23 protein-coding genes and 3 tRNA genes are annotated in these 25,776 nt (G+C 52.1%); 17 read left to right on the top strand and 9 right to left on the bottom strand.

Annotation, left to right across the window (positions count from 1 at the left end):
• Positions 1-26 precede the first annotated feature (26 nt).
• The gene (locus tag BN8_RS31690) at positions 27-1,112 is read right to left on the bottom strand and encodes a hypothetical protein (RefSeq protein WP_009282127.1); all 1,086 of its coding nucleotides are present in this window, start codon (positions 1,110-1,112) and stop codon (positions 27-29) included.
• 128 nt (positions 1,113-1,240) lie between these two features.
• A tRNA-Leu gene (locus BN8_RS11940) sits at positions 1,241-1,322 on the bottom strand.
• 154 nt (positions 1,323-1,476) lie between these two features.
• Between BN8_RS11940 and BN8_RS11935 the strand changes: the two genes are divergently transcribed.
• On the top strand, positions 1,477-1,896 hold the full coding sequence (locus tag BN8_RS11935) for a DUF3127 domain-containing protein (protein WP_009282126.1): 420 nt from the start codon (positions 1,477-1,479) through the stop codon (positions 1,894-1,896).
• A gap of 38 nt (positions 1,897-1,934) precedes the next feature.
• Here BN8_RS11935 and BN8_RS11930 read toward each other — a convergent pair.
• A tRNA-Lys gene (locus BN8_RS11930) sits at positions 1,935-2,010 on the bottom strand.
• 36 nt (positions 2,011-2,046) lie between these two features.
• On the opposite strand from BN8_RS11930, the gene BN8_RS11925 reads away from it, so the two are divergent.
• Positions 2,047-2,790, top strand: coding sequence for an SH3 domain-containing protein (locus tag BN8_RS11925; RefSeq protein ID WP_009282125.1), 744 nt, complete (start codon positions 2,047-2,049; stop codon positions 2,788-2,790).
• 31 nt (positions 2,791-2,821) lie between these two features.
• Here BN8_RS11925 and BN8_RS11920 read toward each other — a convergent pair whose 3' ends face one another.
• Complete coding sequence (locus tag BN8_RS11920) at positions 2,822-3,646, bottom strand: SDR family oxidoreductase (protein WP_009282124.1); 825 nt, start codon at positions 3,644-3,646, stop codon at positions 2,822-2,824.
• A gap of 139 nt (positions 3,647-3,785) precedes the next feature.
• On the opposite strand from BN8_RS11920, the gene BN8_RS11915 reads away from it, so the two are divergent.
• Positions 3,786-4,241, top strand: a complete 456-nt coding sequence (locus BN8_RS11915) for a CHRD domain-containing protein (RefSeq protein WP_040005759.1) — start codon at positions 3,786-3,788, stop codon at positions 4,239-4,241.
• A 64-nt stretch (positions 4,242-4,305) separates the two neighbouring features.
• Here the strand turns inward: BN8_RS11915 and BN8_RS11910 are convergent, their stop codons facing one another.
• Complete coding sequence (locus BN8_RS11910) at positions 4,306-6,558, bottom strand: T9SS type B sorting domain-containing protein (RefSeq protein ID WP_009282122.1); 2,253 nt, start codon at positions 6,556-6,558, stop codon at positions 4,306-4,308.
• A 67-nt stretch (positions 6,559-6,625) separates the two neighbouring features.
• On the opposite strand from BN8_RS11910, the gene rlmD reads away from it, so the two are divergent.
• On the top strand, positions 6,626-8,068 hold the full coding sequence (rlmD, locus tag BN8_RS11905; RefSeq protein ID WP_009282121.1) for a 23S rRNA (uracil(1939)-C(5))-methyltransferase RlmD: 1,443 nt from the start codon (positions 6,626-6,628) through the stop codon (positions 8,066-8,068).
• A 77-nt stretch (positions 8,069-8,145) separates the two neighbouring features.
• Here rlmD and dnaB read toward each other — a convergent pair whose 3' ends face one another.
• A complete protein-coding gene (gene dnaB, locus BN8_RS11900) occupies positions 8,146-9,738 on the bottom strand; it encodes a replicative DNA helicase (RefSeq protein ID WP_009282120.1) in 1,593 nt (530 codons plus the stop codon).
• A gap of 359 nt (positions 9,739-10,097) precedes the next feature.
• On the opposite strand from dnaB, the gene BN8_RS11895 reads away from it, so the two are divergent.
• The 4 genes from BN8_RS11895 (at position 10,098) to BN8_RS11880 (ending at position 15,097) form a co-directional block, all read left to right on the top strand.
• Positions 10,098-11,063 (top strand): PhoH family protein, encoded by a 966-nt coding sequence (locus BN8_RS11895; protein WP_009282119.1) that lies wholly within the window; start codon positions 10,098-10,100, stop codon positions 11,061-11,063.
• Complete coding sequence (locus BN8_RS11890; RefSeq protein WP_051041036.1) at positions 11,044-12,393, top strand: M43 family zinc metalloprotease; 1,350 nt, start codon at positions 11,044-11,046, stop codon at positions 12,391-12,393. Before BN8_RS11895 ends, BN8_RS11890 begins: the two co-directional genes overlap by 20 nt.
• 77 nt (positions 12,394-12,470) lie before the next feature.
• Complete coding sequence (locus tag BN8_RS11885) at positions 12,471-12,938, top strand: GNAT family N-acetyltransferase (RefSeq protein WP_009282117.1); 468 nt, start codon at positions 12,471-12,473, stop codon at positions 12,936-12,938.
• Positions 12,938-15,097, top strand: coding sequence for a ComEC/Rec2 family competence protein (locus tag BN8_RS11880; RefSeq protein WP_009282116.1), 2,160 nt, complete (start codon positions 12,938-12,940; stop codon positions 15,095-15,097). Before BN8_RS11885 ends, BN8_RS11880 begins: the two co-directional genes overlap by 1 nt.
• A 16-nt stretch (positions 15,098-15,113) precedes the next feature.
• Here the strand turns inward: BN8_RS11880 and BN8_RS11875 are convergent, their stop codons facing one another.
• Positions 15,114-15,314, bottom strand: a complete 201-nt coding sequence (locus tag BN8_RS11875; RefSeq protein WP_009282115.1) for a hypothetical protein — start codon at positions 15,312-15,314, stop codon at positions 15,114-15,116.
• Between the two features lie 152 nt (positions 15,315-15,466).
• Here BN8_RS11875 and BN8_RS11870 point away from each other — a divergent pair, with 152 nt between their 5' ends.
• The 5 genes from BN8_RS11870 to holA all read left to right on the top strand — a co-directional run bounded on the left by BN8_RS11870 (position 15,467) and on the right by holA (position 19,914).
• Entirely contained in the window at positions 15,467-16,147 is a 681-nt protein-coding gene (locus BN8_RS11870; protein WP_009282114.1) for a TetR/AcrR family transcriptional regulator, read from the top strand.
• 78 nt (positions 16,148-16,225) lie between these two features.
• Positions 16,226-17,557 carry an ABC1 kinase family protein gene (locus BN8_RS11865; RefSeq protein ID WP_009282113.1) on the top strand — a complete coding sequence of 444 codons (1,332 nt, stop codon included), beginning with the start codon at positions 16,226-16,228 and terminating at the stop codon, positions 17,555-17,557.
• Between the two features lie 108 nt (positions 17,558-17,665).
• Positions 17,666-18,217, top strand: coding sequence for a deoxycytidylate deaminase (locus tag BN8_RS11860; protein ID WP_009282112.1), 552 nt, complete (start codon positions 17,666-17,668; stop codon positions 18,215-18,217).
• Entirely contained in the window at positions 18,214-18,813 is a 600-nt protein-coding gene (locus BN8_RS11855) for an acyl carrier protein phosphodiesterase (RefSeq protein ID WP_009282111.1), read from the top strand. The genes BN8_RS11860 and BN8_RS11855 overlap by 4 nt, the downstream gene beginning before the upstream one ends.
• Positions 18,814-18,879: 66 nt before the next feature.
• Entirely contained in the window at positions 18,880-19,914 is a 1,035-nt protein-coding gene (gene holA / locus BN8_RS11850) for a DNA polymerase III subunit delta (RefSeq protein ID WP_009282110.1), read from the top strand.
• 26 nt (positions 19,915-19,940) lie between these two features.
• On the opposite strand, the gene BN8_RS31685 is transcribed toward holA, so the two are convergent.
• Positions 19,941-20,417 (bottom strand): response regulator, encoded by a 477-nt coding sequence (locus BN8_RS31685; protein ID WP_009282109.1) that lies wholly within the window; start codon positions 20,415-20,417, stop codon positions 19,941-19,943.
• 490 nt (positions 20,418-20,907) lie between these two features.
• A tRNA-Met gene (locus BN8_RS11840) sits at positions 20,908-20,981 on the bottom strand.
• 109 nt (positions 20,982-21,090) lie between these two features.
• Between BN8_RS11840 and BN8_RS11835 the strand changes: the two genes are divergently transcribed.
• The 4 genes from BN8_RS11835 to pnp all read left to right on the top strand — a co-directional run bounded on the left by BN8_RS11835 (position 21,091) and on the right by pnp (position 25,724).
• Entirely contained in the window at positions 21,091-21,483 is a 393-nt protein-coding gene (locus BN8_RS11835; RefSeq protein WP_009282108.1) for an START-like domain-containing protein, read from the top strand.
• A gap of 97 nt (positions 21,484-21,580) precedes the next feature.
• Positions 21,581-23,083, top strand: coding sequence for an LptF/LptG family permease (locus BN8_RS11830; RefSeq protein ID WP_009282107.1), 1,503 nt, complete (start codon positions 21,581-21,583; stop codon positions 23,081-23,083).
• A gap of 84 nt (positions 23,084-23,167) precedes the next feature.
• Positions 23,168-23,443, top strand: a complete 276-nt coding sequence (gene rpsO, locus BN8_RS11825) for a 30S ribosomal protein S15 (RefSeq protein ID WP_009282106.1) — start codon at positions 23,168-23,170, stop codon at positions 23,441-23,443.
• A 139-nt stretch (positions 23,444-23,582) separates the two neighbouring features.
• Entirely contained in the window at positions 23,583-25,724 is a 2,142-nt protein-coding gene (gene pnp / locus BN8_RS11820; protein WP_009282105.1) for a polyribonucleotide nucleotidyltransferase, read from the top strand.
• Positions 25,725-25,776 lie beyond the last annotated feature (52 nt).

Below are 25,776 nucleotides of genomic sequence, written 5' to 3'. Positions count from 1 at the left end.
AATGTAAGTTGTTTAGCACAATTAGTTTAGGTCAACTTTGGGTTATACAGACGGCTTATGTCGTCAATTTCTACATTTAATTTTTTCGCTAAAGCTTTAACTACATCATCATGTACTAGATTTTCTGTACGACACCCAATTGATACATCGCTATTAGAAAAGTAATGAGTACCAATTGGACCATATAGTTCGTCAAATGCGCTAACAAACTTGTTTAAAATCGCGCCATTTTCAGCATGTGCTCTTATTAATAGCCCATGCTCGTAATGATTACGATTTTGTTGAGCAACCTCTCTTTCTACTTCTCTTTTCACAATAGATGTGAGCTGCTTTTTTTGAGCTGCTTTTTGAGCTTCAGAAACAGAAATCTTATGTTCTAGTGTTTCTTGATAATCCCCTTTGACTACGGTGCCGAGAATAGTAGACATCATTGTTTGTGACACAAACATCCCTTTACTACTATACTCATTTACTAAGCCAACAGTAACTTCGTCATAGATAGAGACAAAAATTTTATGTATCGATGAATCTAATTCTTTTAAAATTGTATACATATTACTTAGGACACTGCCCATATACAATTTTGCCTCGCTCTCTTCTGGGAAATACCCTTTGTGTGTTACTTTATTTCTAGTTTTAATTAAATTATCAGATAGGAGTGGAGCTCTTTTTTTTGTTACAAGAAGATATAAAAAAGCAAATGCACCTAGTTGACGTTCTGATTGATTGCTTATGCTTTTCCAGCTTTCATCTAGCGTTTTTTTATCAATGTCATAGGCTTGGCAGATTGCCTTTATACATAGTTCGTAAAATCGTTCTAAGCTTACTGCTGCGCTGGATACAGCGTCCCTTAAATAGCCATTAGTATAAGACTCAACTGCCGACCGAAAAAGAACTTCAAATTTTTGTTCAGGATATATGTAGTAAAACTCATGCCCCTTCTGACATGAAAGCTTATATACATTGTCTTCGGAAACAAAAAAATCAACTCTACACTCAGAAGGCAAAATAAACATGTCTTCTGTTATAGCTTCACCCGTTACTTCAGCTTTGGCTCTTTGCTTCTCCCCAAATTCACTTGAGCAGAAATAGCAATAAGTACTAAGTTTCATGCTTTATCAGATTACAGCTATAAGTTGGTTAATAATATAAGAATTAAATTGTTGTACCTAGCGTTGTGCCTTAGAATAAAATAGCCGATTAACTATCATGTTAATCGGCTACAAATCATGTAGTTAAGTGACCACGGGGAGACTCGAACTCCCATGCCGTGAAGCACCACCCCCTCAAGATGGCGTGTCTACCAGTTTCACCACGTGGCCGTTGCGTAATTGCGGGTGCAAATATAGCCGTTCCGCTATTTAATCCAAATAAGCGACCCTAACTTTTTCTGCTTTATCCGGTCAATATGGCCCTTTTTTCGCCAAAAAACCGTAACTTTATCTTTCTAAATCATCATTAAAAGTCCCTATCTGTATGGCACTTGAATTGACCGGAAAACTTATAAAAGTACTACCTGAAGTAACGGGTCAGGGAAAAAATGGCGCGTGGAACAAGCAGGAATTTGTGATTGAAACCAATGATCCTCAGTTTCCTAAAAAGGTCTGCATGACAGCCTGGGGCGACAAAGCCAACGACCTCAAACAGTTTGCTCAGGGTGATACACTGAAGGCTACGTTCAGCCTGGAATCCCGTGAATACAATGAGCGGTGGTACACCGAAGCCCGTGCTTACCGGATTGAGCTGGTTGAAGGTGATGCCATCCGGCCGGACAGCGCACCGGTTGGTCGTACAGAGCAACCCCGGCAACAGCCTCGTACGGCTTCGCAGAGCCAACCGGCTGGAGTCCCTTTCAATACGTCGTTCGACGACGAAAGCAACGACCTGCCGTTCTAAACCGGCAAAACAAAAAGCCGCTCAGTGAGCGGCTTTTTTGGTGATCCGGCTGGGACTCGAACCCAGGACCCATACATTAAAAGTGTATTGCTCTACCGGCTGAGCTACCAGATCATTACATGATCAATTCCTGTATCGCGGTGCAAAACTATGGCGTTTGATCGTTTAATGCAAGCCCTACGTCTTAAAAAAAGTCTATTTATTGCTTTGCTTACGCTGTCGTCGCTGGTGCAGGCGGCTCCTGATCGAACGCTACGTCAGGCCGATTCGCTGTTTGCCGCTGGCGCTCAGGCTGACGCGGCTTTGCTCTACGAATCGGTGATTGCCGAGGGGCATTCGGCTACCGACGCCATGTTGCTGAAATTAGCCAGTGCTTATGAACAGCAGAACGACATCCCCCGCCTGCTCTACTACCTACAGGTGTATTTCGACCGCCACCCCGACGAAGCTGTGCTGCGTAAAATGAACGACATTGCCCGGGCCAGTAATCTGAGTGGTTACGAAACCGATGACCTCAATTATTTTTATCTGTTTTACAAGCAGTACGGGATCTACCTCCTGCTCTTTTTGCTGATACCGGCCGGCTACGTTTTTACCGTTTTGGTTGTCAAACTTCTTCGAAAAGAGACCGTTCCCAAGCGCCAGAAGTGGGTCATGCTGGTTTACCTGATCATGCTGCTCATCTTCGTAAACCTGCCCGAAGGCTTTCAGTCGGGTATCACGAGCCATGAACGGGTACTGCTTCGTACGGGGCCTTCTTCAGCCGCGCCGGTTGCTGAGATTATCGGACGTGGCAACAAGGTCAATATTCTGGGCAGTCAGGACATCTGGCTGCGCGTGCTCTGGCACAACCAGCTGTTCTATATCCGCCGTGATAACGTCTGGGTAATCTGAGCGAAAAACAGCTTGCAGGGGCTTTTGCTTCTTACGAACTGACGGATTGACGTTTCAGGGGTGAATCTTTCTCCTTAGCCAGTGTATTGAACACCAGTTTGTCCGTTAGGCCGGGCAACAGTTTATTCAGCCATACCGTTAATTTCCCCTGACCAGTCAGGATCAACTCCCGCTTCCGGGTTTTTACCGCCCGCAAAATGTGGTCGGCTACTTCTTCTGCACTCATCATGTTCTCTTCGTCCCGAACCGTTTCGCCCGTAACCTGTCCGTGGCCGTCCAGCGCTGAAAAACGGATATTGGAAGCGGTGAAACCTGGGCAGGCGGTCAGTACGTGGACGCCCGCATGCAGCAGTTCCGTTCGAATCGCTTCCAGAAAACCGTTCATGGCGAATTTAGAGGCTGAGTAGCCACTTCGTACCGGCAGTCCCCGGTAGCCCGCTATGGACGAAATTCCGACGATGGAGCCCTTAGCCTGCTGGATGTAGGGGAGGGAATACCGGGTGGCATAAACGGTGCCCATAAAATTGATGTCCATAACCCGGCGCATCACCTCCGGATCGGTGTCGATGAACATCGATCGCATGGTAATTCCGGCGTTGTTGATGAGGATGTCCAGCCGGCCGAAATGTGCAATGGTCTGGTCAATCAGGTGCTTCACGTCCGCTTCAACGCTGACATCGGCTGTGAGCGACAGCGTGTCGATCTGGGCCTGTCGAAGCTCACTGTCAACTTGCCGGAGGGCGTCGGCGTTGCGCCCGCAAATCACTACATTGGCTCCGGCCCGACCGAAGGCGAAGGCCAGCGCCCGTCCGATTCCCGACGACGCGCCGGTAATCAGCACTACTTTATGCTGCATAGATTTCTGGGAGAGGTTCCGTGACAATTGCCCCGGAATGGAGTTAATACGGGTAAAACAGCACCGCGGCCTGTTTTCGACAAGCACAAAGATAGCAGGAATGCGGCCAGGCTTTACCTTACGTATCCATTTTAGCTTTATGAACAAACGATTCCGGCTCCTACTGACACCCCTTCTGCTGAGTGGACTATTAATGCAGAGCGCCTGCGAAAACAGGGACCCCGACCGGCGCGCTACGGTTGATTACGAAGCGACACTGAACAGTGCGCAACTGGTGGGTGTCGATCAGTCGTCAACCGCGACCGGTACGTTCACGGGTGTGTATAACAAAGAATCGAAGGTGTTGTCCTATACCCTGACGCTGGCGGGTGTGACACCCACGCAGGTGTACATAGCCCAGGCGCAGCCCGGTGTTAGCAACGGGATCGCTGACATTATACTGCCCAATCCACAAGGTGGAACGCTGACCGGCGAAACAGCGCTTAGTCAACGGCAGGAAAACGATCTGATCTACGGTAACTACGCCGTGATCGTCCGGTCGGCCCAGTATCCAAATGGGGCTATACGAGGAAATATCCAGGTCAGAAAGTATTGAGCTGATCGGATTCCCCGTGAACAGGATGGCTCTCATCCTGTTCATGGGGATGAAGCAGACTGTGCTATCTTAAAAGCGTGACCGTTCCTTTGAAACTACGTTTGGTGGTTTGGATAAGATAGTAGTAGCTGCCGGAGGGATAGTCAGTTCCGTACCAGCGGAATTTTGGGTCGGTTGAGGTGAAGACTACCCGGCCCCAGCGATTTACTATTTCCACCGATCTGAACTGCTCCACGCAATTGCCTTCGGGCATGTCTTTCACGGCAAAGAAATCATTGATGCCGTCGTTATTCGGTGTGAATACGTTCGGAACGGTAAGGTCAAAGTTGGCCGCCCGGTCTTTGACCACAAACGTAACGGTAGTCGTATCGGTATGCTTTGGCTGACAGCTCCGGTCGTCAGTAACGAAGTCCATAGTGAAGCTGGCTTCCGATTGGCCGTTGAGCAACTCGCAGGTCGGGCGCCACTGGAACGCTGATTGGAGCGTCGGCAACCCTGTTTTTCCGGCGAAGTTCATGCCGATCTTTGTGTAGTCGAATCCCCGGCCCGCGGCAAACAAGCGTAACGTATCGCGGTCGGCGTCGTTGGCCAGTACGTCGAAAGCCGTGGCCCCCGCTGAATCGGTCGGGCTGACAGTCAGCTCCACCACCTGTTTATTGAGCGTGGTGCGGATGGAAGGGGGCTGGCTCGGCAACCCCACGGCCGATAGCTTCACCGTCACCGTATCGCGGAGATTGCGGTTGCAGCGAGTGTCGGTCACGATAAAGTCAACGAGGTACTCCGACTGGGTAGCCTGCGTGCAGGTAGGCTTCCAGGTAAAGGGTCTCGATACGTTGCCCGTTCCCGAACCCGACGAAAAACTCATGCCCGCCTGACTCAGCGCAAAGCCGCGCCCAACGGCCTGGATGGTAACTTCATCATTGTCGGGGTCATTGCCGAATGCATTGAAGGTCAGCGATGAGCCAACTGTCACACGGCCCTGATTACCCGTCAGGTCGGTACCGGCGTCGGGTTTCTGGTTGGCATCCGGGATGATGTTCAGCCGTACGGTCAACGTATCACTGAGCCCCTGCGGACAGCCTTCGTCCGTTACCCGAAGCATGAGTGTGACGGGTTGGCCGGGCTGACCGACGCATCGACCGAAGCAGAACTGTGCGCGTAATGTATCCCGATTCGTGCGGGTGAGAAGCTGGCCGGGTGTGACGGTCAGGCCGGGCAGCGAACCACTCATGTTGATGACCTGGATTCGCTGGTTCGGATTCGGGTCGGTTACGAAAAGATCGAGGCAGTTCTGATCTTTCTCGTTAATGGTCAGGACGGTACCTTCTGTATAGAACGCCGACTGACCATCGGGACGTAGCAGAACCTTAGGCGGATCGTTTTTGGCGCAGTCAATGACCAGCACCTGGTAGTCGCGCCGGACGCGACCGATGCGCACTCCCTTCCGGTATTCATCGACCTGCACCGAAAAAACGTGCAGCCCAACCCGACTGGGCGTTACGGTCAGTTGGCCAGTTCGGGCATTCACCCGCAGGGGCTGCGGACCAGGAATCTGATTGGCCTCCGATACGCCTGATATCCATGAAACGGACGTGTAGGGACCCGGATAGAAGATCGGACCGAACGTGCGGGTGAGCGCACCGGGGTTAGGGTCGTTACGGCTGCTGAAGCCGTTGTAAGGCGTAACGAGTGAATACGTCAGGCTGTCGCCATCGGAGTCTTTGGCGCTGAAGTCAAGCGTAAACGGCTGGTTGATACAGGCGTAGTCACCTTTCGGAATCGTGAATACCGGGGAGGAGTTTGTGCGGTAAGCACCGGCTCCAATGGCCGGAAATTCGAGGTAGAATGTCGAGCCGGCACCCCCGGGGTCCTGGATGTTGACGACGCTCTGGTTGCGGCAGCATCGTTCCCAGGACATGTAGTAGCCGGCGGCATCGTTGAACAAATTCGGGTCGAGGTTCAGATCAACGCTGTGTCGAATCAGGCGGGTACGTAGTTCTGCCGATTGGCAAACGGAATTGGTGTAGGGTACGTATTCGCTGCTGACTCGGTTGAGTGCGACAAAGCCAATAAACTGATTGTTGCGTTTGGCGTAAATACCTACCGATACACGCCCATCGTCGGCACCCTGGTCGCCCTTGATGTCATCGAAATACAGGTTCAGGATAATTCGGTGGGTATAGGGGCTTTGCGCGCCAAGATATCGTAGTTCCAGTTCGCCCCCCACAATATGCGTTGCCTGAGCCACCCCACAGCTAATCAGCCAGAAACCAATCAGCCACACTCGCCACCAACCACTACGGTAAAATTGCATCATACAGGAATGAATGGGAAATACAGGCCGTCCGAAAACGACTGCTTAAATTAGCGGTTTATTTAGACTTATGCGTAACAAGACTCATAAAAAACCCGAACGGTTGCATACCGTACAAATTGATGCGGTTGCCGCCGAGGGAAAGTGTATAGTTCGTACCGACGAAGGGGTCATCTTCGTCGAAAACCCAACCGGCGGACCCGGCGTTGCTCCGGGCGACGTGGTGGATCTGCGGATTACGAACCGCAAAAAACAATACCGCGAAGCGGTTGCTGAGCACATCCATGAGCTGTCGCCCGTCCGGACGGAGCCTTTCTGCGAACACTTCGGTACCTGCGGGGGCTGCAAATGGCAGCACATCCGCTACGACGAGCAGCTCCGGTTCAAGCACCAGCAGGTGATCGATCACCTTACCCGCATCGGTAAGGTGGCATTGCCGACCATCCGGCCGATTCTGGCGGCTGAACCTACGCAGTACTACCGCAACAAACTCGAATTTACCTGCGCCGAGGGCCGCTGGATGACGACCACGGAAGTACATACCGACGAGCGAATCGACCCGCGGGCGGTTGGCTTCCACGTACCCGGCCGCTTCGACAAAGTATTGCCCATCCGTCATTGTTACCTCCAGCCCGATCCGTCCAACGCCATTCGGCTGGCCGTAGCTGACTACGCGATGCGCCACAACCTGTCGATGTACAACCTGAAGGTGCATACCGGCTACCTCCGTACCCTCATCATCCGAACGGCATCAACTCAACAGGTAATGGTGACGCTTCAGGTGGCGCAGGATAACCCTGAAACGCTGGAAAAACTGTTACGTTTCCTGTTGTCGACGTTCCCCCAGATTACGTCGCTGAACTATATCATTAACACGAAGAAGAACGACAGCTACCAGGACCAGGAGGTAATCAATTTTGCTGGAACGCCGTACATCGAGGAGCAGATGGACGATGGCAGCGGCCGGCCGTTAACGTTCCGGGTTGGTCCTAAGTCGTTTTACCAGACCAACGCACAGCAGGCGTTCAATCTCTACAAAATAACGCGTGACTGGGCGGGCCTGACCGGTAGCGAGCGGGTGTATGACCTGTATACCGGAACCGGGACCATCGCGCTGTTCGTAGCGCGCCAGGCACAGCACGTGGTTGGGGTGGAGTACGTCGAGGCATCCGTAGCCGACGCCCGTATCAATGCCTCTGTAAACGGCATCACCAACACAACGTTTGTGGCCGGCGACATGCGTGATATTCTGACTGATGGGTTCTTTGATAAGCATGGTCGGCCAGAGGTTGTCATTACCGATCCGCCCCGCGCCGGTATGGACGAAGCCGTTGTTGGTCAACTGCTCAAAGCGGCTCCCGACCGAATTGTGTATGTTAGTTGCAACACGGCTACCCAGGCCCGTGACCTGAACTGGTTAGATGAAGGCTACACGGTGGCCGATGTGCAGCCGGTCGATATGTTCCCGCACACGCACCACGTCGAGAATGTGGTTCTTTTAAAAAGGAGATAAAGGGGAGGAAGAGGAGAAAAGGAAAGGGTTTATCCGCTCCCTCTTTCTCCTCTCCTCCTTTTTCTTCCCTTCCTCCTTTAAAACGGCGTTTCCTGCGATGGGTCGGCTTTGCCGAAGTTGGAAAGATCGTTGGCTTTACTACGGAAGACGTTGCCACCGGTCGGGGGGACTGAATCGCCGGGCCGGTCGAAACTGCTTAGGCCGTTGACATCGCTGCTGAAGCCCGGTGTCTGTACCGGCTCAAAATACGTGTCGAGGTCGCAGAACTTGGTGAACTTATTGACGAACCGGAGCTGAATCGTATCCAGCGAACCGCTTCGGTTTTTAGCGATGATGACTTCGCCGATACCGAGTGTAGAATTACCGTTTTCGTCCTGCGTGATGTTGTAATATTCCGGACGGTACAGGAACATAACCATATCGGCGTCCTGCTCGATAGATCCCGATTCCCGAAGGTCAGAGAGTTGCGGTTTCTTGTCGCCACCCCGGGTTTCAACGGCCCGGCTCAACTGCGACAGGGCAATCACGGGTACGTTCAGTTCCTTGGCCAGGTTCTTCAGTGCCCGCGAGATCGACGCAATTTCCTGTTCGCGGTTGCTGCCCTTGCTGTGGTCGCCGGTCATCAACTGCAAATAGTCAATCACGACCATCTGAATATCATGCTGCGCTTTCAGTCGGCGGCACTTAGCCCGAAGCTCCAGAATGGACAGGGCAGGAGTATCGTCGATGAAAATGGGCGCTTCGGTGAGTCGCTGAATTTTGTGGTGCAACTGCGTCCACTCGTGTGGGGCCAGCGTACCTTTCCGGATTTTCTCCGAATCAATTTCAGCCTCGGCTGAAATAAGACGGTTGACAAGCTGCACCGACGACATCTCCAGCGAGAAGATCGCTACGGGTTTGCCGTGGTCGACAGCCGCATTCCGCAGCGCACTAACGACGAACGCCGTTTTACCCATCGCTGGCCGCGCGGCCAGGATGATGAGTTCGGTTGGCTGCCAGCCCGACGTAACGCGGTCGAGGTTGGTAAAGCCCGATGGAACCCCCGTCAGCCCTTCCTGGTGCTTCTTGGTTTCCATCTCGTTGAGGGCCTGCCGCACGATGGTACTCATGTCGGCGTAGTTCTTCTTGATGTTCGATTCCGAAATCTTGAAGAGCGACTGCTCCGTGCGGTCGAGCAGTTCGAATACGTCGGTCGTATCTTCGTAGGCATCGCGCAGGATGCTCGATGACATGGCAATCAGGCCGCGCTTAAGCGACTGCTCAGTGATGACCCGGGCGTGATACTCAATGTTGGCGGCCGAGTTGACCTTGAAGGTAAGCTCCGATACGTAGCCGCCCCCGCCGACGAGCTCAATCTCACCGGTTTTGCGGAGTTGCTGCGTAACCGTCAGCAGATCGATGGGATCGGAGTTGGAAAACAGCGTCAGAATGGCGTTGTAGATTCGCTGGTGAGCCTCTTTGTAGAAGCTTTCCGGTTTCAGGATGTCAACAACGGCCGATAGCGCGTCTTTTTCAATCATCAGGGCTCCCAGAACCGCTTCTTCCAGATCAAGAGCCTGGGGAGGTAATTTGCCAAGGCCGGTGTCGAGCCAGTGGTTTCCGGCTTGCTGGCGTCCACCGGAGAAGGCAGACGGTTTGCGAAGATGTTGATTAGGGCGTGCGTTTTCCATGACTTAATGCAAGTTTACGCAATCCGGACCAGATGAGGCAACCCTCCGTCGATGCACCTTCCGTCTGATTGAGTGACTTACCGTCGTAACATTCTGGTAATGTTTACAGTACTTCACTGAAAAATTTTCTTACTTTTTAAGCAACGGTTTCGGTATGTATTTGCGTACAGTAGGGAAGGAGCGAATATATACTGTCCGTCAGCAAGATAGTAATTTCTTAATATAAAATAAAACAACGCGGGGGTAATGCTACTTAAAGTAAGAAACGGTGAGAAACGAATAATTTTTCCGTAAAAAGTGTTGCACAAGCAGGAAGAACGCTTAATTTTCGGAATCACTCTTAAACGTTATCTATTCATTTGGTCGAAAAAGTCATCACCCTCGACAATGTTTCGCTCATTGATTTTCTGGGCGTCGAGAACAACAACATTAAGGAAGTAGCCGCGGCTTTTCCGATGAGTAAGATTATTTCCCGCGGCAATGAAATCCGGATCAAAGGCACTACGCCCGAGATCACCCGCATCAGCGATATCATGGATTCGCTGATTCAACACTATCAGAAATACGGCCGGGTAACACACGAAAATGTGCAGACCTACCTGGGGCAAAGTGGCATACAGACCAACGGAGGAACTGGTGTGGCACCCACGCTGCCCGACGACGAGGATGTGCTGGTGTATGGTACGCGGGGGGTGATCGTTCGGGCCCGGACCGACAACCAGAAACGCCTGGTGGAAGCCGCCGAAAAGCATGATCTGGTATTTGCCATCGGTCCGGCCGGTACCGGTAAAACCTACACCGCCGTGGCCATTGCCGTACGGGCGCTCAAGAATAAAGAGGTTAAGAAGATAATCATTACCCGTCCGGCGGTCGAAGCCGGGGAGAATCTGGGTTTTCTGCCGGGCGATCTGAAGGAAAAAATTGATCCGTATCTACGGCCGATCTACGATGCGCTCGATGATATGATCCCGGCTGAAAAGCTGAAATTTTACCAGGAAAATCGCATTATCGAGATTGCACCACTGGCGTACATGCGCGGACGAACCTTGAACAACGCCTTTATCCTGCTCGACGAAGCACAGAACACGACGCCGATGCAGATGAAGATGTTCCTGACCCGGATGGGCCCCAATTCGAAGGCCATCATCACCGGCGACCGGTCGCAGATCGATTTGCCCAATCGTCAAAAGTCAGGCCTGATCGAGTCAGTTGATATTTTAAAAACGATTAAAGGAATCGCTTTTGTCGAACTGGATGGACGCGATGTGGTTCGGCACCGGCTTGTGCGTGAGATTATTACGGCATATGAAAAAGCAGGGCAATAACCTGAATTGCTTACTGACAGGCACCGGCTGGCGTTGGCTGGCCGGTTCTTTTGTGCTATTACTGACCCAGCTTGCTGTGGGGCAGTCAACATCTGTGCCGGTCTATAAGCGCTGCGGTACGACTGATTATGAGCAACAGATATTGCAGCGCCGGAATCCGCTTCGGCAGAAGCAGATTCAAGAGCTTAATCGTCAGGTGGATCAGGTGCTTCAGGACCGCCAGTACCTGCGGCTGAAGGCCGACGAGACTGTCTACCGTATTCCGGTGGTGGTGCACGTCATTCACAGCAACGCATCGGGAACGGTTGGTGGCTCCAGTAACCCGAATATTACTGACGAGCAGATCCAGTCGCAGATTCAGGTCCTGAATGAAGATTACCGTCGGAAAGAAAATACGAACGGTTTCAATACAAACCCGGCAGGAGCCGATACGGGGATCGAATTTTTCCTGGCGACAGCTGATCCGGACGGAAACCCATCCAACGGCATTACCCGGCATTATTACCCGCAGAAAACGTCCTTCGACGTATTCAACGACGACATCCTTCTGTCGCAGATCACGTACTGGCCCAGCGACCGCTACCTGAATATCTGGGTGGCTCCGCTGGAAAACAACTACCTCGGCTTTGCGCAGTTTCCGACCACGGCTGATACGCTCAAAGGGTTGGAGCCAAATGAAACGAATGAATTCATCGACGGCCTGATCATTGACTACCGTAATTTTGGACGTGGTACCGGACCGTTGCGTTCGACCTACAACCTGGGTCGGACGGCTACGCACGAGATCGGGCACTGGCTGGGCCTGTTGCACCTGAACGGCGACGCTACCTGTGGCACTGATTACGTTGTTGACACGCCCCCGACGGAAGACCTGAACCAGACAACCGTTTGTAACGAACGATTCTCAAACTGTTCTGGTCGACGCACCCGCGATATGATCGAGAATTATCTGATGTATTCACCGGATGCCTGCATGAACGTATTTACGCAGGGACAACGGGAACGTATGCGGGCCGTGCTGGCGCTGAGCCCCCGCCGGGCCCGGCTGATCCGATCGGTCGATGCGCTGCCTGAAACCGAAAGCCTGACGCTGAACGTATTCCCGAATCCGGCAACGGAAAACCCGACGGCCGAAGTTCAGTTTACAGGTTTTCAGTCGTTTACGGTCGACGTGCTGGACGTAGGTGGTCGAATTGTGCGTACCCTTGCCTACAACAATGCACCCAGCACCCGCGTAACGCTGCCCGTCAATGGTCTGCCGACCGGACTGTACGTTGTTCGGGCAAAAACCGGTGATCAGGCCGTCAGCCGACGCCTGCTGGTTCAATAATTTTTTCCGGGATTCGTCGGATTCTTCGCAGCCAACCTGCTGTCCGGAGCCGACATTTCTTTTGTAGTTCTACATTCATGATTGAGGTTTTACCCATTACCAACCCCGACGATCTCGATACGGCATTCAGTATCCGTAGGACCGTTTTTGTTGAAGAACAGCACGTCCCCGCCGAGGAGGAATATGACGAATTTGAGGTAGGCAGTACGCATTTTCTGGCGCGTGTCGACGGCCAGCCAGCCGGAACGGCCCGCTGGCGACGTACCTCGAACGGCATAAAGCTGGAGCGCTTCGCTGTTTTGCCGGATTTTCGTCGGCGGGGTGTCGGCAAGGCGCTCGTGCAGTCGGTTCTCGATAGTGTGTTTTCGCAGCAGCCCGAACCCATCGAACGTATCTACATCCACGCCCAGGTGTCGGCCATGCCGCTGTATGAGGGTTTTGGCTTTGTGCCAGTTGGGCCGATGTTCGATGAATGTGGCATCCAGCATTATAAAATGGTGCTGCCGGGCGCTAAAATGACGGCTTCGTCTTCGCTCCAGGAATAATGAAGGGCCACCCGTTTGTCCGCTATGCTACGGGCCTGATAGCTGGTATCTTACTGTATGTTTACGGCCCCCATTGGCTATGGGTGCCAGCGACGCTGGCCGGTACGGGACTTATCGCGTATGGGCTGGGCTTTTGGCGGAACTGGCAACGTACGATTAAGCCGATTCAGATAGGGCAGGGGGTAGGAGCCTGGCTGGTGTTGCTAAGCCTGGGATGGTGCATAACCTACCAGCGAACAGCCGCTAACCGCCCGGACAACATCAGTCACGTCGCCGATACGTTGCAGGCCTACGAAGGGGTGATCGCTGCACAACCTGAAGAGCGGGCTAAAACGTACCGGGTGGAACTCGCCATTCGGCGAGGTTTATGGGCAGGTTCCTGGCATCCTTTAAGCGGCCGGGTTATTGTGTACCTGGATAAACAGGACGAATCGTCGATGAAGTCAGCCGATTCGTCGCGGACAGGTTCACCAACTGTACAGCGACCCCTTTACGGCGAAGTCTGGCTGGTAAACGGTGCTCCACGACCCATAGACCCGCCCCTCAATCCGGGTGAATTTAACTACAAACGGTACCTGAGCTTCCGGAATATCTACCACCAGCAGTATCTCCGACCGTATCAGCGGCAAATTCTTGCCCTGGACCCGCCGAGTCGGCTGACGGCCTGGGCGACGGCAGTCAATAGCTGGGCCGACAGTGTGTTTACCCACCAGATTGGTCCGGGTGCCCGGGCCGAATACGGCATCGTAAACGCCATGATTCTGGGAGTGCGCGATGATCTTGATATGGACCTGTACCGGGCGTATGCTGCGGCCGGGGCTGTGCACATCCTGTCGGTTTCGGGGATGCACGTCGGGATACTGTTTGCCGTGCTGACGTTCCTGCTTAGCTTCCTGATCAAACGGCCGAAGGGCAAGGTGCTGATGGCGGTGCTGCAACTGCTGATCCTGTGGTTCTACGCCCTCGTCACGGGGCTGTCGCCCCCGGTGCTTCGATCGGCGGGTATGTTTACGGTACTGATCATAGCCGGAGCCAGCGGCCGGTCGCAGGTACTGTCCAACACACTCGGGGCTTCAGCCTTCTTTATCCTGTGTTATGATCCCTACGCCCTGTTCTCGGCCGGGTTCCAGTTGTCGTACCTGGCAGTGGCCGGCATTGGCGCGTGGCAAACATCACTTTGCCAGTCGCTGACGCCCAAGGGCTGGCTGTTGGATAAACTGTGGCAGATTACGGCCGTGGCCCTGGTGGCACAACTCATTACGTTTCCGCTGGGCGTGTACTACTTTCATCAGTTTCCGACGTATTTTCTACTCGCTAATCCGGTCGTGATGGTGTTATCGTTTGTGTTGCTGCCCCTGGCAATGCTAACATTGGCTGTAAGCTGGATACCCGTCGTGAACAATCTGGTAGGCTGGGCTTTGTGGGCATGTGCGTGGCTGCTGAACCGGGCCGTTGACGCAGTGGGGCAGCTTCCAGGGGCTATCTGGGAAGGCCACTGGTTGTCGGAATGGACGATGCCTTTGGTATACACCGTCATTGTATGCGGAGTAGCGCTGTTGCTCACGCGACGGCGAACGTATCTCTGGGCTACCTGGACATCGGCGATCTGTCTGGCCGGTTTGCTGTTGTGGGATACGTACGGTCAACAGCATCAACGGCGGCTGGCCGTGCATTTTCTGCCCCACCGAACGGCCGTGAGCCTGACCGAAGGGCACGGCAGTACGCTCCTTACTGATGCCGATATGGCCGGCGATCCGCGTTCCTACGAGTTTTACCTAAAGAATACGTTTGGGCAGTGGGGCGTAACGAACCTGATGTTAGCCAGTGCCAAATCCGACACAACGCAGGGCATTCGGGCGTATCATCAGTCGTCCGACTATGCGGTATGGGTCTGGCACGGTAAAACGATACTGCTGGTCAATAAGCTGTCGGGACGAAATCGCTGGCGACTGCCGGCCGTGGTCGATTACCTGATTATCCGGCGCAACGCAGTCCGCGACTGGAATGACCTGAAGGGTCGCGTTGTGGCCAAAACGATTATTTTCGACGATTCGAACAAAACTCCGCTGACCGACAAATTGCTGGCCGACGCCCGCCGATTAGGCATAGCTTGCTACTCCGTCCGGCAGATGGGGGCGTACGTGCAGGAGCTAAACTGAACGATTCGCCTGCGGGTTAATCAGGCCATTTCTCTAAACCAGCGGCAATCCGGAGCGCGCGTTGTGCGTCTTCCCAGTAAAAACCGCTTTCATAACCGGTCGACAACCTGTCGCAGGTATCCAGGAAATCGTTGGCGGCATCGAACCGGATGGCTGCCTGTTGCTCAGGCGACGGCTGATCGGCCTCGGATGAAGGGTGGTTTGCTGGCGTTTCCATAGTATCAAAGATAGAACTTCAGTCGTTGAGGCAAACCGTAGCCATCGTTAAATTTCCGGCAGGTTGCTGTTAGTTCAATTGCAACTTGCTGATGCTGGTTTTTGGTATTGGGTTCCCAAACTTTTCCTCTACACATACCGTTTGCTTATTGTATGGAAACGCTCGAAAAAATCCGTAAGGCGTATACAGAATACGTACTTGAAAACGGTAAACAACCCACCTCCGTTTTCCAATTTGCCAAGAAACTAAAAATCGCTGAGTCCGATTTTTACAACTATTACGCATCCTTCGACGCCATTGAAGCAGACGTCTGGCTGGCTTTTTTTCAGGACGCCAAAGCGACCGTAGAGGCTGACGAAACGTACCAGACCTATTCTGTCCGCGAAAAAGTACTGGCTTTTTACTACACCTGGATTGAGCTATTGAAAGCCCAGCGCAGCTTCGTAGTGTATAGCTACGGCCGACTGCGCGACGAAGCCGCAATGGCCCGGCCTACCTCCCGGGCAGGGCTCCAGGCCCGGCGGGCGGGTGGTCGGAGGCAGGTACTTCAGCCGTTCAAAGACGCGTTTCTGGACTTTGCCCGCGACCTGCTGGCCGAAGGGCGCGAAAGCAAAGAGGTAGAACCCCGGCCGTTCGTAACGGATCGCTACCCAAATGCCTTGTGGGTTCAAACCCTTTACATTCTCGATTTCTGGGTCCGCGATGTCAGTAAGAACTTCGAAAAAACGGACACGGCCATTGAAAAGGCGGTCAATACGGCCTTCGACCTGATCGGGCGCTCTCCGTTCGACACCCTATTTGATTTCGCCAAGTTTATCTACCAAAATCGATGAGCGAATTAATGAGTTAGTGAATGAGCGAATACCAGACATTCACTAACTCATTAATTCGCTCATCCACTAATTGAACGAATGAAAACCCAAAATTCCGTTCCAACGACTAAAGTTGCCCGGGCCAGTCAGTTTGTGAAGGCCGGTGTGAAGGTAGGGGGTAATTATATCAAGCATTATAGTCGCAAGCTGGTCAATCCGGAGTTGTCGAAAGACGAACTGCACAAGGATAATGCGGCCGATATCTACGACGCCCTGAGCGAACTGAAGGGGTCTGCCCTGAAAATGGCGCAGATGCTCAGTATGGACCGGGGGCTGTTGCCGGTTGCTTACTCCGAGAAGTTTACGATGGCCCAGTATTCGGCACCGCCATTGTCGGGGCCGCTGGTCGTCAAAACGTTCCGGACGTATTTTGGCAAATCGCCGAATGACCTGTTCGACAAATTTGATATGAACTCGGTGAACGCAGCCAGCATTGGGCAGGTACACCAGGCCTGGAAAGACGGGAAAAAGCTGGCCGTTAAGGTGCAGTACCCCGGCGTAGCCGATTCGGTAAGTTCCGACCTGCGGATTGCGAAGCCGCTGGCTGTCCGGCTGCTGAACCTCGACGAGCGACAGATTGACCGGTTTATGGGCGAGGTGGAAAGCAAGCTGCTCGAAGAAACCGACTACGACCTCGAACTCCGGCGCAGCATGGAGATTTCGGAAGCCTGTAAACACATCAACGGCCTGGTTTTTCCGAAGTATTACCCCGACTACTCAAGTAAGCGCATCCTGACGATGGACTGGCTTGATGGGCTGCATCTGAAAGAATTTCTGGCTACGAATCCATCGCAAGAGGTACGTGACCAGATCGGACAACTGCTGTGGGATTTCTATGACCACCAGATTCATACGCTCCGGCAGGTGCATGCCGATCCGCACCCCGGTAATTTTCTGATGAGGGCCGATGGTACGATGGGCGTGATCGACTTCGGTTGCGTAAAGGTCATCCCGGATTTTTACTATGACAACTATTTCCGGCTGATCAATCCCGATACAATCCAGGATGAACAGTTGACCCGGCAGATTTTTACCAATCTGGAGTTTCTGGTACCTCAGGATTCCGAGAAAGACCGTACGTTTTTCTCGAACCTGTTCGTGCAGATGATTGAGATGCTGGGCGCCCCCTTCGCCGTCGATGAGTTTGATTTTGGCGACGACGACTACTTTACCCGGGTTTACGCTTTCGCCGATGAATTGTCGCGGCTGGAGGAGCTGCGCTCATCAAAAGTGGTACGTGGATCGCAGGATGGTTTGTACGTAAACCGTACGTATTACGGCCTTTATGCCATGCTGAACGAACTGAAAGCCCGGGTTCGAACAACCAAACCCGACTGGCTCCGCTCGCAGAAGGTAAAGCTGGCTGCCTGACTGGCTTAGGCTAATTGCCACAGAGTACACAAATCTTCGCAGATGAATTGTCGTTCTATATCTGTGAACTCCGTGTAATCTGTGGCATTCGTGTGTTATATTTACAGGATGCTACTCACCTCCGACGACATCACAGCAACCATTCAGTCCGGTCACGTCAGACCTCGGTTTGACGATATTTTCATGGAACTGGCCGTTAATCTGGCCAAGCGTTCGCACTGCATCAAAGCACAGGTCGGGGCTGTGCTGACCAAAGACACGCGCATTATTTCGATCGGCTACAACGGGCCGCCGGCCGGCACGCACAACTGCGACGACGAGTTTCCCGGCGTTGGCTGCCCCCGTGACTCAAAAGGATCGTGTTCGCTGGCCCTGCATGCCGAGGAAAATGCGATTCTGTACGCGGCCAAAAATGGATCGGAGGTGGCCGGAGCGACCATCTATGTTACGTTGTCGCCCTGCATAGCCTGTGCCCGGATCATTTATAGCATGAAAATCACCCGGGTTATTTATTTACACTCCTACGCCGAGTACAAAGGAATTGCATCAGATGAAGGCGTTGACTTCCTGAGAAAATTTGGCGTGACTGTTGAGCGTTATAGTCCGGGAGAGGGCGTAACACTTGTATCAGAACCGCCCCTGACGAAACGAACAGCATGAACATTCTGGCGCACGGCTATCTATCGAATCGAAATGAGGAGCTAATCGTCGGAAACTTCATTGCTGATTTTGTTAAAGGCGATCCGGCCCATCCGCGCCACGGATTGCTGCCCGGCGAAATCGCCGGTATCCGGCTACACCGGGCCATCGATACGTTTACGGATTCCCATACGGCCGTGGCCGACGTTCGCGAACTGCTGTACCCTCGCTGCCATAAATACGCCGGGGTGGCCGTCGATGTATTCTTTGACCACTTTCTGGCTGTCCGCTTTGCCGAACTGACCGGCGAGCCGCTGAATCAGTTCGTTCGGTACTTTTACAACGTACTGACCCGGCGCTCAAGGCGTTTTCCTATACCGGCGGCCCGCATGCTGGACGCTATGATTCGGTACGACTGGCTGACTCATTACCAGACCGCCGAGGGTGTAGATCGTACACTTATCGGTCTGTCGCGCCGGACGGCCTTCCCATCCGGGCTGGATACGGTCATTATCGACTTCGAACAGCAATACTCCACCATTGGCCGGGCTTTTGATGGGTTCTGGCCGCAATTAGTTAACCACTGTCGCCAGACGCTCATGGAAATTAGTTTGTAGTAGGCATTCATCGTCGGTTGGCGTATTTTTGTGGTTCACCGTTAGCTCACCGATTGTTTTCTGCGCATGATTGCCGCTGTTGATACCCTGCTGAAAGACATCCGTAACAAACGAATCGCTCCCGTTTACCTGATCCACGGCGACGAGCCGTATTACATCGACCGGATCGCCGACGAACTCGAAAAAGTGGCTGTTCCGGTGGCCGAGCGGGGGTTTAACCAGTTTGTCCTGTTCGGAAAAGATACGGACGTGGGGGCCGTGCTGAACTACGCCCGTCGGTATCCCTTCATGGCCGAACGGCAACTGGTGCTGGTGAAGGAAGCCCAGCAGCTTGGCGGCATCGGCGATAAATCAGCCCAGACCTTGCTGGAAGATTACGCGCTCAATCCACTCTCCAGCACCATCCTGATGCTATGCTACGTCAAGGAAGACAGCAAGCCTGGTCTCGACGAGCGTAAAGCCTGGGTAAAAGCATTCGGTCAAAAGGGTAAACTGCTTGGTGTGAAGAAGCTTTACGAAAACAAGATTGTAGACTGGATTGCAGAGTATTGCCATGAGCAGGGCTCCAAAGTGAGTCCGAAAGCCTGTCAGCTCCTGGCCGACCACATCGGCAACGACCTGAAACGCCTGGCGGGCGAGATTGACAAAATCCTCCTGAACCTGCACGTTGGAGAGGAAATCTCAGCCACTACGGTCGAGCGGCTGGTGGGTATCAGCAAAGAGTACAACGTATTCGAACTACAGAAAGCCCTCGTGCAGCGCGACGTCGTGAAGGCGAACCGCATCGTCGATTACTTTGCCCGCAACCCGAAAGATAATCCGTTGGTGGTGCTGCTGGCTCAGTTGTTCGGCTACTTCAGCAAGGTACTGATGGTACAGGCGTCGTCCGATCAGAGCGAGAAAGGCATAGCATCGCTGTTAGGCGTCAATCCGTTTTTTACCAAAGATTATCTACAGGCTGCCCGCACGTTTCCGCAGGTGAAAGTAGCGGCCATTATCCACGCTATTCGCCGGGCGGATGCACTTAGCAAAGGGATTGATGCCCCCACAATGAACGAAGGAGACATCCTGCGCGAACTGGTATTTGATGTACTCCACTAAATGGCATCATACTTATCCTGACTCACTTAATTACTCGGTAAATCCTGGACATCGAGGAATTGAGCCGAAAGCGGTTGACTACCCAGACTACTCCAGTACGGTTTAAGGCAGTCGACCGTAGCGCTGGGCTTGTGGTAAACAATCTTTTTGGGCAGGTAAGCCGCTGCACCCAGCGCGAGACACCGTTCCATCGCTTCTTTCTGCTCCAAACCGGTCACCACAACAATCGGAATGGTTTTGTATTCGCTATTCTTTTTAAGAAAGGTTAGTAATTCAAAACCAGTCAGAATCGGCATATCCAGATCCAGCACAAGCAGGTCGGGTAAGCGGACATCCAACTGGTGTGTAAGATGCGTCAGTAATGAAGAACCATCCTGAAATGTTCGTACGACACAATGCTGATAATGATGTGAAAGAGCCATCTTAACGAACAGACAATCATCTTGGTCATCGTCGATCACATATATCAATGGAGTAAGAACAGTGGGTACAAAAGCTGTCATTTTGTTACGTTAACGAATGGGCCTATACGTTTGACTGAAAGCGCTATATTCTCCACACAGGTTCAGGCTTTAAAACATTAGCCTGATTTGAATTAGCGTAAGGCGTAAATAGATTACAAGTGAACTAATGCTGATTGCCTGCCCAAAGGCTGACCTTTGCACACTTTTACAGGGAATAGCCACAACATCTGACCAATGAAAACCGTCCCCTGACCAGGAAATTGAGTAAGTGATTTTTTCGGCAAATAGATGGTAGTATAGATGAGCAAGATAGCTGGAAGAGGCATTTAAAAATGGCCTGAGGCAAATATATGATCTTGTTAACAATATAATATTAATTGTTAGTAAATATTTTATACGGTAACAAAGAGAGGTATATAATTAGATGCAATTATTCAAGGCATAAACTAGACGTATAAAGTAAATGGCAGTGGCAACTTTCTAAAACAAAAACGCTCATTGAAGGCCTGTTCAATGAGCGCATGAGTAGTAGCGGGGAGCAGGATCGAACTGCCGACCTTAGGGTTATGAATCCTACGCTCTAACCATCTGAGCTACCCCGCCGTTTTCGTACCACAAAAGTAGGCAAAAATTGACTTGGCACAACATATCGCGTTGACTTTCGCAAAAATTTTCGTTTACCTTTGCTCGAGTACCCTTATAATTTTCTGTTATGGAGAAATATAAATTTGTCGCCGAATACGAACTCCGGGCGTCCCCGAAAATGCTGTTTCCTTATATTAGTACCGCATCAGGCTTATCGCAGTGGTTTGCTAATAAAGTGAATACGTTACCCGAGCAGCGATTTGATTTTCAATGGGACAACGAAAGCCACATTGCCCGGCAGGTTTCGCTGCGACAGAACAAAGGGGTTCGGTTCGAGTTCCTGGACACAGCCGACAACGGCTCTGACAACAACTACATTGATTTTCGGGTGGATCAGAGCGAATTGACTCAGTCTACTTACCTCCGCATTACCGACTACTCGGCAAACAGTGATGAGGCTGAACTGAAAGACCTCTGGGACGGTTTATTGGAAAAGCTCCGTGAAATTGTAGGAAGTTAAAAATTGTTAGATTCCGGGGCTTCTGTGACGGTTTGATAACCGGTTTCGTTAGTAACGAAACGAATGTTTCTGAACAGAGACCACACGGAAGGCTTGAATGAAAAAGATTGATAAATTAATACTGAAGTCGTTCTGGGGGCCGTTTGTGCTGACGCTTGGCGTCGTCATATTCATTTTCCTGATGCGGCTTCTGATGTTCTACATCGACGAGTTCGTCTCCAAAGACCTTGATCTGGCCACCTTCGGCCGATTGCTCTTCTACTTTGCCCTGCTGACAATTCCAACGGCCCTGCCGCTGGCGGTATTACTGTCGTCGCTGATGACCTTCGGAAATCTCGGCGAGTTTTTTGAACTGACGGCCATGAAAAGTGCCGGCATTTCGCTCACCCGGGCCATGCGGCCGCTGCTGCTGGCGGCAATCGTGATCAGTGGCTTCTCGTTCTGGTTCAATAACAACGTATCGCCCTGGGCCAATCTGAAGGGGTACAGCCTGCTGTATGATATTAAAACGGCCAAAGCAACGCTCAACCTGAAAGAGGGGATTTTTTACAATGACCTGCCTGGCTACAGCATTAAAGTCGACAAGAAAGAAAAAGACGGTAAAACGTTGCGGGGCCTGGTAATCTATAAGCACTCAACGAGCGGAATCGAAACCGGCAACCGTGAGATCATCCTGGCCGATTCAGGGCGGATGTATACTGACAAAGATCGTTCGTATCTGGTGTTCGAGTTGTTTAACGGTAATGATTACCAGGAGTATAACGATAATAGCTCGATTAACTACGCCAGCAACGCTTCGGCAAAAGGCGGGCAGTTTGTCCGGAACGGGTTTCGTGATTATCGACTGGTGATCAGTCTGGAATCATTTGGAATCAAGCGGACCGACGAAAATCAGTTTGAATACCACGAGTATATGAAGAACCTCGGCGAACTGAAAACGCTGACCGATTCGCTGCGCAAGGACTATAAAAACACCAGCCTGAGCATTGCCAGTACCTCGCGGCAATACTATAATTATCAGTTTAAGAACGATCCAGTTGTCAGCGCAAAACCGATCAAGGATGGTAAATGGGTCGATTCCTTGCTGAAAAAGCAAAAAGTTCGCACACCCGAACTGGCCCAGACAGCCCTGAGCCAGGCCCAGAATATTCTGTCGTACACGTCCTCGAACATTACGTACCTCGCCGAAAAGCAAAAGACCGTGTGGCGTTATCAACTGGAGAGCCACCATAAGTTCACCCAGGCGATCTCCGTCTTTGTTATGTTCCTGATTGGTGCGTCGATGGGAGCCATCATTAAAAAAGGAGGATTTGGTCTTCCGGTGCTGGTGTCGATTGTCTTTTTTATCTTCCTGTACGTTCTGACGCTGACCGGCGATAAATACGCGAAAGATGGGTTACTTTGGGTCCCTGCAGGTGCCTGGATGGCCAATCTTGTGCTGTTTCCGGTTGGGTTGTACCTGATGCGGCAGGCTCGGCATGATTCCCGGCTGTTCGACAAGGACGTCTACGTTATTGCCTGGGAGCGGCTTAAGAAAAAGTGGCGCAATGGGCGCAACAAACCGGTTGTACAGACCGGACAGCCGGCCGAAATGTTGTAAAATCCAGTCGGTTTTACCGGGTATTATTGGATTTTTCGTATCTTTGCACCCGAAATAATTTTTGACTATAAACGCTGTCTGAAGATGTATTTAACGACCGAGAAAAAGCAGGAGATTTTCTCCACTCAGGGTCAGGCTAGAACTGCAACTGACACTGGGTCGGCCGAATCCCAGATTGCGCTGTTCACGTACCGGATTAATCACTTGACGGAGCACCTTAAGGTCCACAAGCACGATTACAGCACCCGCCTAGGCCTGCTGAAACTGGTTGGTAAGCGCAGACGTCTGTTGGATTACCTGATGAAGAAAGACATCAGCCGCTACCGGGCCGTGCTGGCCGAACTGGGACTCCGGAAATAAACGGACCATCCAAACAAAAGGGAATCTGCTTATCAGTAGATTCCCTCATTTTTATCTTTTCATTACTGAAGCGGTGTAAGCGGTCGGAGAAAGAAAGTAAACGAGGCTAAAGCTGTTGAGGGCGTTTTCTAACTGTTGTATGTTTCAAATCACCACGCAAGTAGTTGCACTTCCCGACGGTCGTGAAATTACCATTGAAACCGGAAAAATGGCCCGTCAGGCCGACGGTGCGGTAGTTGTCCGGCTGGGAAATACCATGTTGCTGGCCACCGTCGTATCGGCCAGAGAAGCCAAGGAGGGCGTCGATTTTCTGCCCCTCTCGGTTGACTATCAGGAAAAATTTGCTGCTGCCGGCCGAATTCCGGGCAGCTTTCAACGGCGGGAGGGCAAACTGTCCGACCACGAAGTGCTGATCAGCCGCCTGGTAGACCGGGCGCTGCGGCCTATCTTCCCCGAAGATTATCACGCGGATACACAGGTTATGATCACCATGATTTCGGCTGATCCCGAAGTGCTGCCTGATCAACTGGCGGCTCTGGCGGCTTCATCAGCACTGGCCGTATCCGATATTCCGTTCAACGGCCCAATCTCTGAAGTACGGGTTGCTAAAATTGACGGACAATATGTAATCAACCCGAAAACCTCAGAACTGGAGCGGGCAACGCTGGACCTGATTGTTGGAGCCACGGAGCGCGACATCTGTATGGTAGAGGGCGAAATGAGCGAGTGCTCAGAGGCCGAAGTTGTTGAAGCGCTTAAAACTGCGCACGACGCCATTAAACAGCACTGCCAGGCTCAAAAGGAACTGGAAACCAAGGTTGGTAAAACCGAAAAACGTCAGTACAGCCACGAAACGCACGACGAAGAACTGCGGGCGGCCGTTCGGGCATACTGCTACGATAAAATTTATGAGGTAGCCCGCCAGAAGAATGCCAGCAAAAAAGGCCGGTCGGAGTCTTTCCGGGCGGTGCGGGATGAGTATATTGCTACGTTCCCCGAAGATTCGCTGGTGAATCTGGATCTGGTGAAGCGCTACTTCCACGATCTGGAATGGGAAGCGTCGCGCCGGTTGGTACTCGATGAACGGTATCGCCTGGATGGCCGGGCACTTGATCAGATTCGTCAGATTTCGTGCGAAGCCGACTTCCTGCCGATGGCACATGGATCCGCCTTGTTTACGCGGGGCGAAACCCAGTCGCTCACGACCGTAACGCTCGGTACGAAAATGGACGAGCAGATCGTCGATCAGCCGCTGTTCCAGGGGTACAACAAGTTTCTGCTGCACTATAATTTTCCGGCGTTTTCAACCGGCGAAGTAAAGCCCAACCGTGGGCCTGGTCGTCGGGAAATCGGGCACGGTAATCTGGCGCACCGGGCGCTGAAGAAAGTGATGCCGCCCGATTCTGAAAACCCGTACACAATTCGGGTCGTATCTGATATTCTGGAATCGAATGGATCGTCGTCGATGGCGACCGTTTGCGCGGGTACGCTGGCGCTGATGGATGCTGGCGTAAAAATTAAAGCACCGGTTGCGGGTATCGCTATGGGGCTGATCACCGATACGGAACCCGGTTCGGATAAATACGCCGTTCTGTCTGACATTCTCGGTGATGAAGATCACCTTGGCGACATGGACTTCAAGGTGACGGGCACTGAGAACGGGATTACGGCCTGCCAGATGGACATGAAAGTCAATGGCTTATCGTACGAGGTATTGACTCAGGCGCTGGAGCAGGCTCGTGCCGGTCGTCTGCATATTCTGGGCGAAATGAAGAAAGCCATTTCGGAAGTCCGCTCGGATCTGAAGCCGCATGCACCTCGGGCGGTGGTGATTAAGATTGACCAGAGCCAGATTGGCGCCGTGATCGGACCGGGTGGTAAAGTGGTTCAGGACATCCAGAAGGATTCTGGGGCTACGGTGGTCATCGACGAGCATGATAATGCCGGTTGGGTGAGCATCTTCGCGACCAACAAGGACAGCATGGATAAGGCCGTCCGTCGGGTAAAAGGCATCGTTGCCGTACCGGAAGTAGGTGAGGTTTATGATGGCGTTGTGAAGACCATTCAGCCGTTCGGTGCCTTCATTGAATTCATGCCAGGCAAGGATGGGCTATTGCACATTTCCGAGATCAAGTGGGAGCGGTTGGAGAGTATGGATGGGGTATTAGAAGTCGGTGAAGAAGTACGGGTAAAACTAATTGACATTGATAAAAAGACTGGAAAATACCGTCTGTCGCGTAAAGCATTGCTGCCGAAGCCAGAGAACAAAAAAGCAGAGTGATTTGTTACTTTTTTGTGTAATGCATCGTCATAACAAAGCGTTATATAGCCAC

The organism is Fibrisoma limi BUZ 3 (assembly GCF_000296815.2).
GTDB lineage: Bacteria > Bacteroidota > Bacteroidia > Cytophagales > Spirosomataceae > Fibrisoma > Fibrisoma limi.
The sequence above is the reverse complement of the archived record's forward strand: the minus strand, read 5'-3'. Positions and strand labels throughout refer to the sequence as shown.

Excerpts from the sequence above, each read along its gene's own strand:
- BN8_RS31690 (WP_009282127.1), bottom strand. The coding sequence starts at position 1,112 with ATGAAACTTAGTACTTATTGCTATTTCTGCTCAAGTGAATTTGGGGAG.
- BN8_RS11935 (WP_009282126.1), top strand. The coding sequence starts at position 1,477 with ATGGCACTTGAATTGACCGGAAAACTTATAAAAGTACTACCTGAAGTA.
- BN8_RS11925 (WP_009282125.1), top strand. The coding sequence starts at position 2,047 with ATGGCGTTTGATCGTTTAATGCAAGCCCTACGTCTTAAAAAAAGTCTA.
- BN8_RS11920 (WP_009282124.1), bottom strand. The coding sequence starts at position 3,646 with ATGCAGCATAAAGTAGTGCTGATTACCGGCGCGTCGTCGGGAATCGGA.
- BN8_RS11915 (WP_040005759.1), top strand. The coding sequence starts at position 3,786 with ATGAACAAACGATTCCGGCTCCTACTGACACCCCTTCTGCTGAGTGGA.
- BN8_RS11910 (WP_009282122.1), bottom strand. The coding sequence starts at position 6,558 with ATGATGCAATTTTACCGTAGTGGTTGGTGGCGAGTGTGGCTGATTGGT.
- rlmD (WP_009282121.1), top strand. The coding sequence starts at position 6,626 with ATGCGTAACAAGACTCATAAAAAACCCGAACGGTTGCATACCGTACAA.
- dnaB (WP_009282120.1), bottom strand. The coding sequence starts at position 9,738 with ATGGAAAACGCACGCCCTAATCAACATCTTCGCAAACCGTCTGCCTTC.
- BN8_RS11890 (WP_051041036.1), top strand. The coding sequence starts at position 11,044 with ATGAAAAAGCAGGGCAATAACCTGAATTGCTTACTGACAGGCACCGGC.
- BN8_RS11885 (WP_009282117.1), top strand. The coding sequence starts at position 12,471 with ATGATTGAGGTTTTACCCATTACCAACCCCGACGATCTCGATACGGCA.
- BN8_RS11880 (WP_009282116.1), top strand. The coding sequence starts at position 12,938 with ATGAAGGGCCACCCGTTTGTCCGCTATGCTACGGGCCTGATAGCTGGT.
- BN8_RS11875 (WP_009282115.1), bottom strand. The coding sequence starts at position 15,314 with ATGGAAACGCCAGCAAACCACCCTTCATCCGAGGCCGATCAGCCGTCG.
- BN8_RS11870 (WP_009282114.1), top strand. The coding sequence starts at position 15,467 with ATGGAAACGCTCGAAAAAATCCGTAAGGCGTATACAGAATACGTACTT.
- BN8_RS11865 (WP_009282113.1), top strand. The coding sequence starts at position 16,226 with ATGAAAACCCAAAATTCCGTTCCAACGACTAAAGTTGCCCGGGCCAGT.
- BN8_RS11860 (WP_009282112.1), top strand. The coding sequence starts at position 17,666 with ATGCTACTCACCTCCGACGACATCACAGCAACCATTCAGTCCGGTCAC.
- BN8_RS11855 (WP_009282111.1), top strand. The coding sequence starts at position 18,214 with ATGAACATTCTGGCGCACGGCTATCTATCGAATCGAAATGAGGAGCTA.
- holA (WP_009282110.1), top strand. The coding sequence starts at position 18,880 with ATGATTGCCGCTGTTGATACCCTGCTGAAAGACATCCGTAACAAACGA.
- BN8_RS31685 (WP_009282109.1), bottom strand. The coding sequence starts at position 20,417 with ATGACAGCTTTTGTACCCACTGTTCTTACTCCATTGATATATGTGATC.
- BN8_RS11835 (WP_009282108.1), top strand. The coding sequence starts at position 21,091 with ATGGAGAAATATAAATTTGTCGCCGAATACGAACTCCGGGCGTCCCCG.
- BN8_RS11830 (WP_009282107.1), top strand. The coding sequence starts at position 21,581 with ATGAAAAAGATTGATAAATTAATACTGAAGTCGTTCTGGGGGCCGTTT.
- rpsO (WP_009282106.1), top strand. The coding sequence starts at position 23,168 with ATGTATTTAACGACCGAGAAAAAGCAGGAGATTTTCTCCACTCAGGGT.
- pnp (WP_009282105.1), top strand. The coding sequence starts at position 23,583 with ATGTTTCAAATCACCACGCAAGTAGTTGCACTTCCCGACGGTCGTGAA.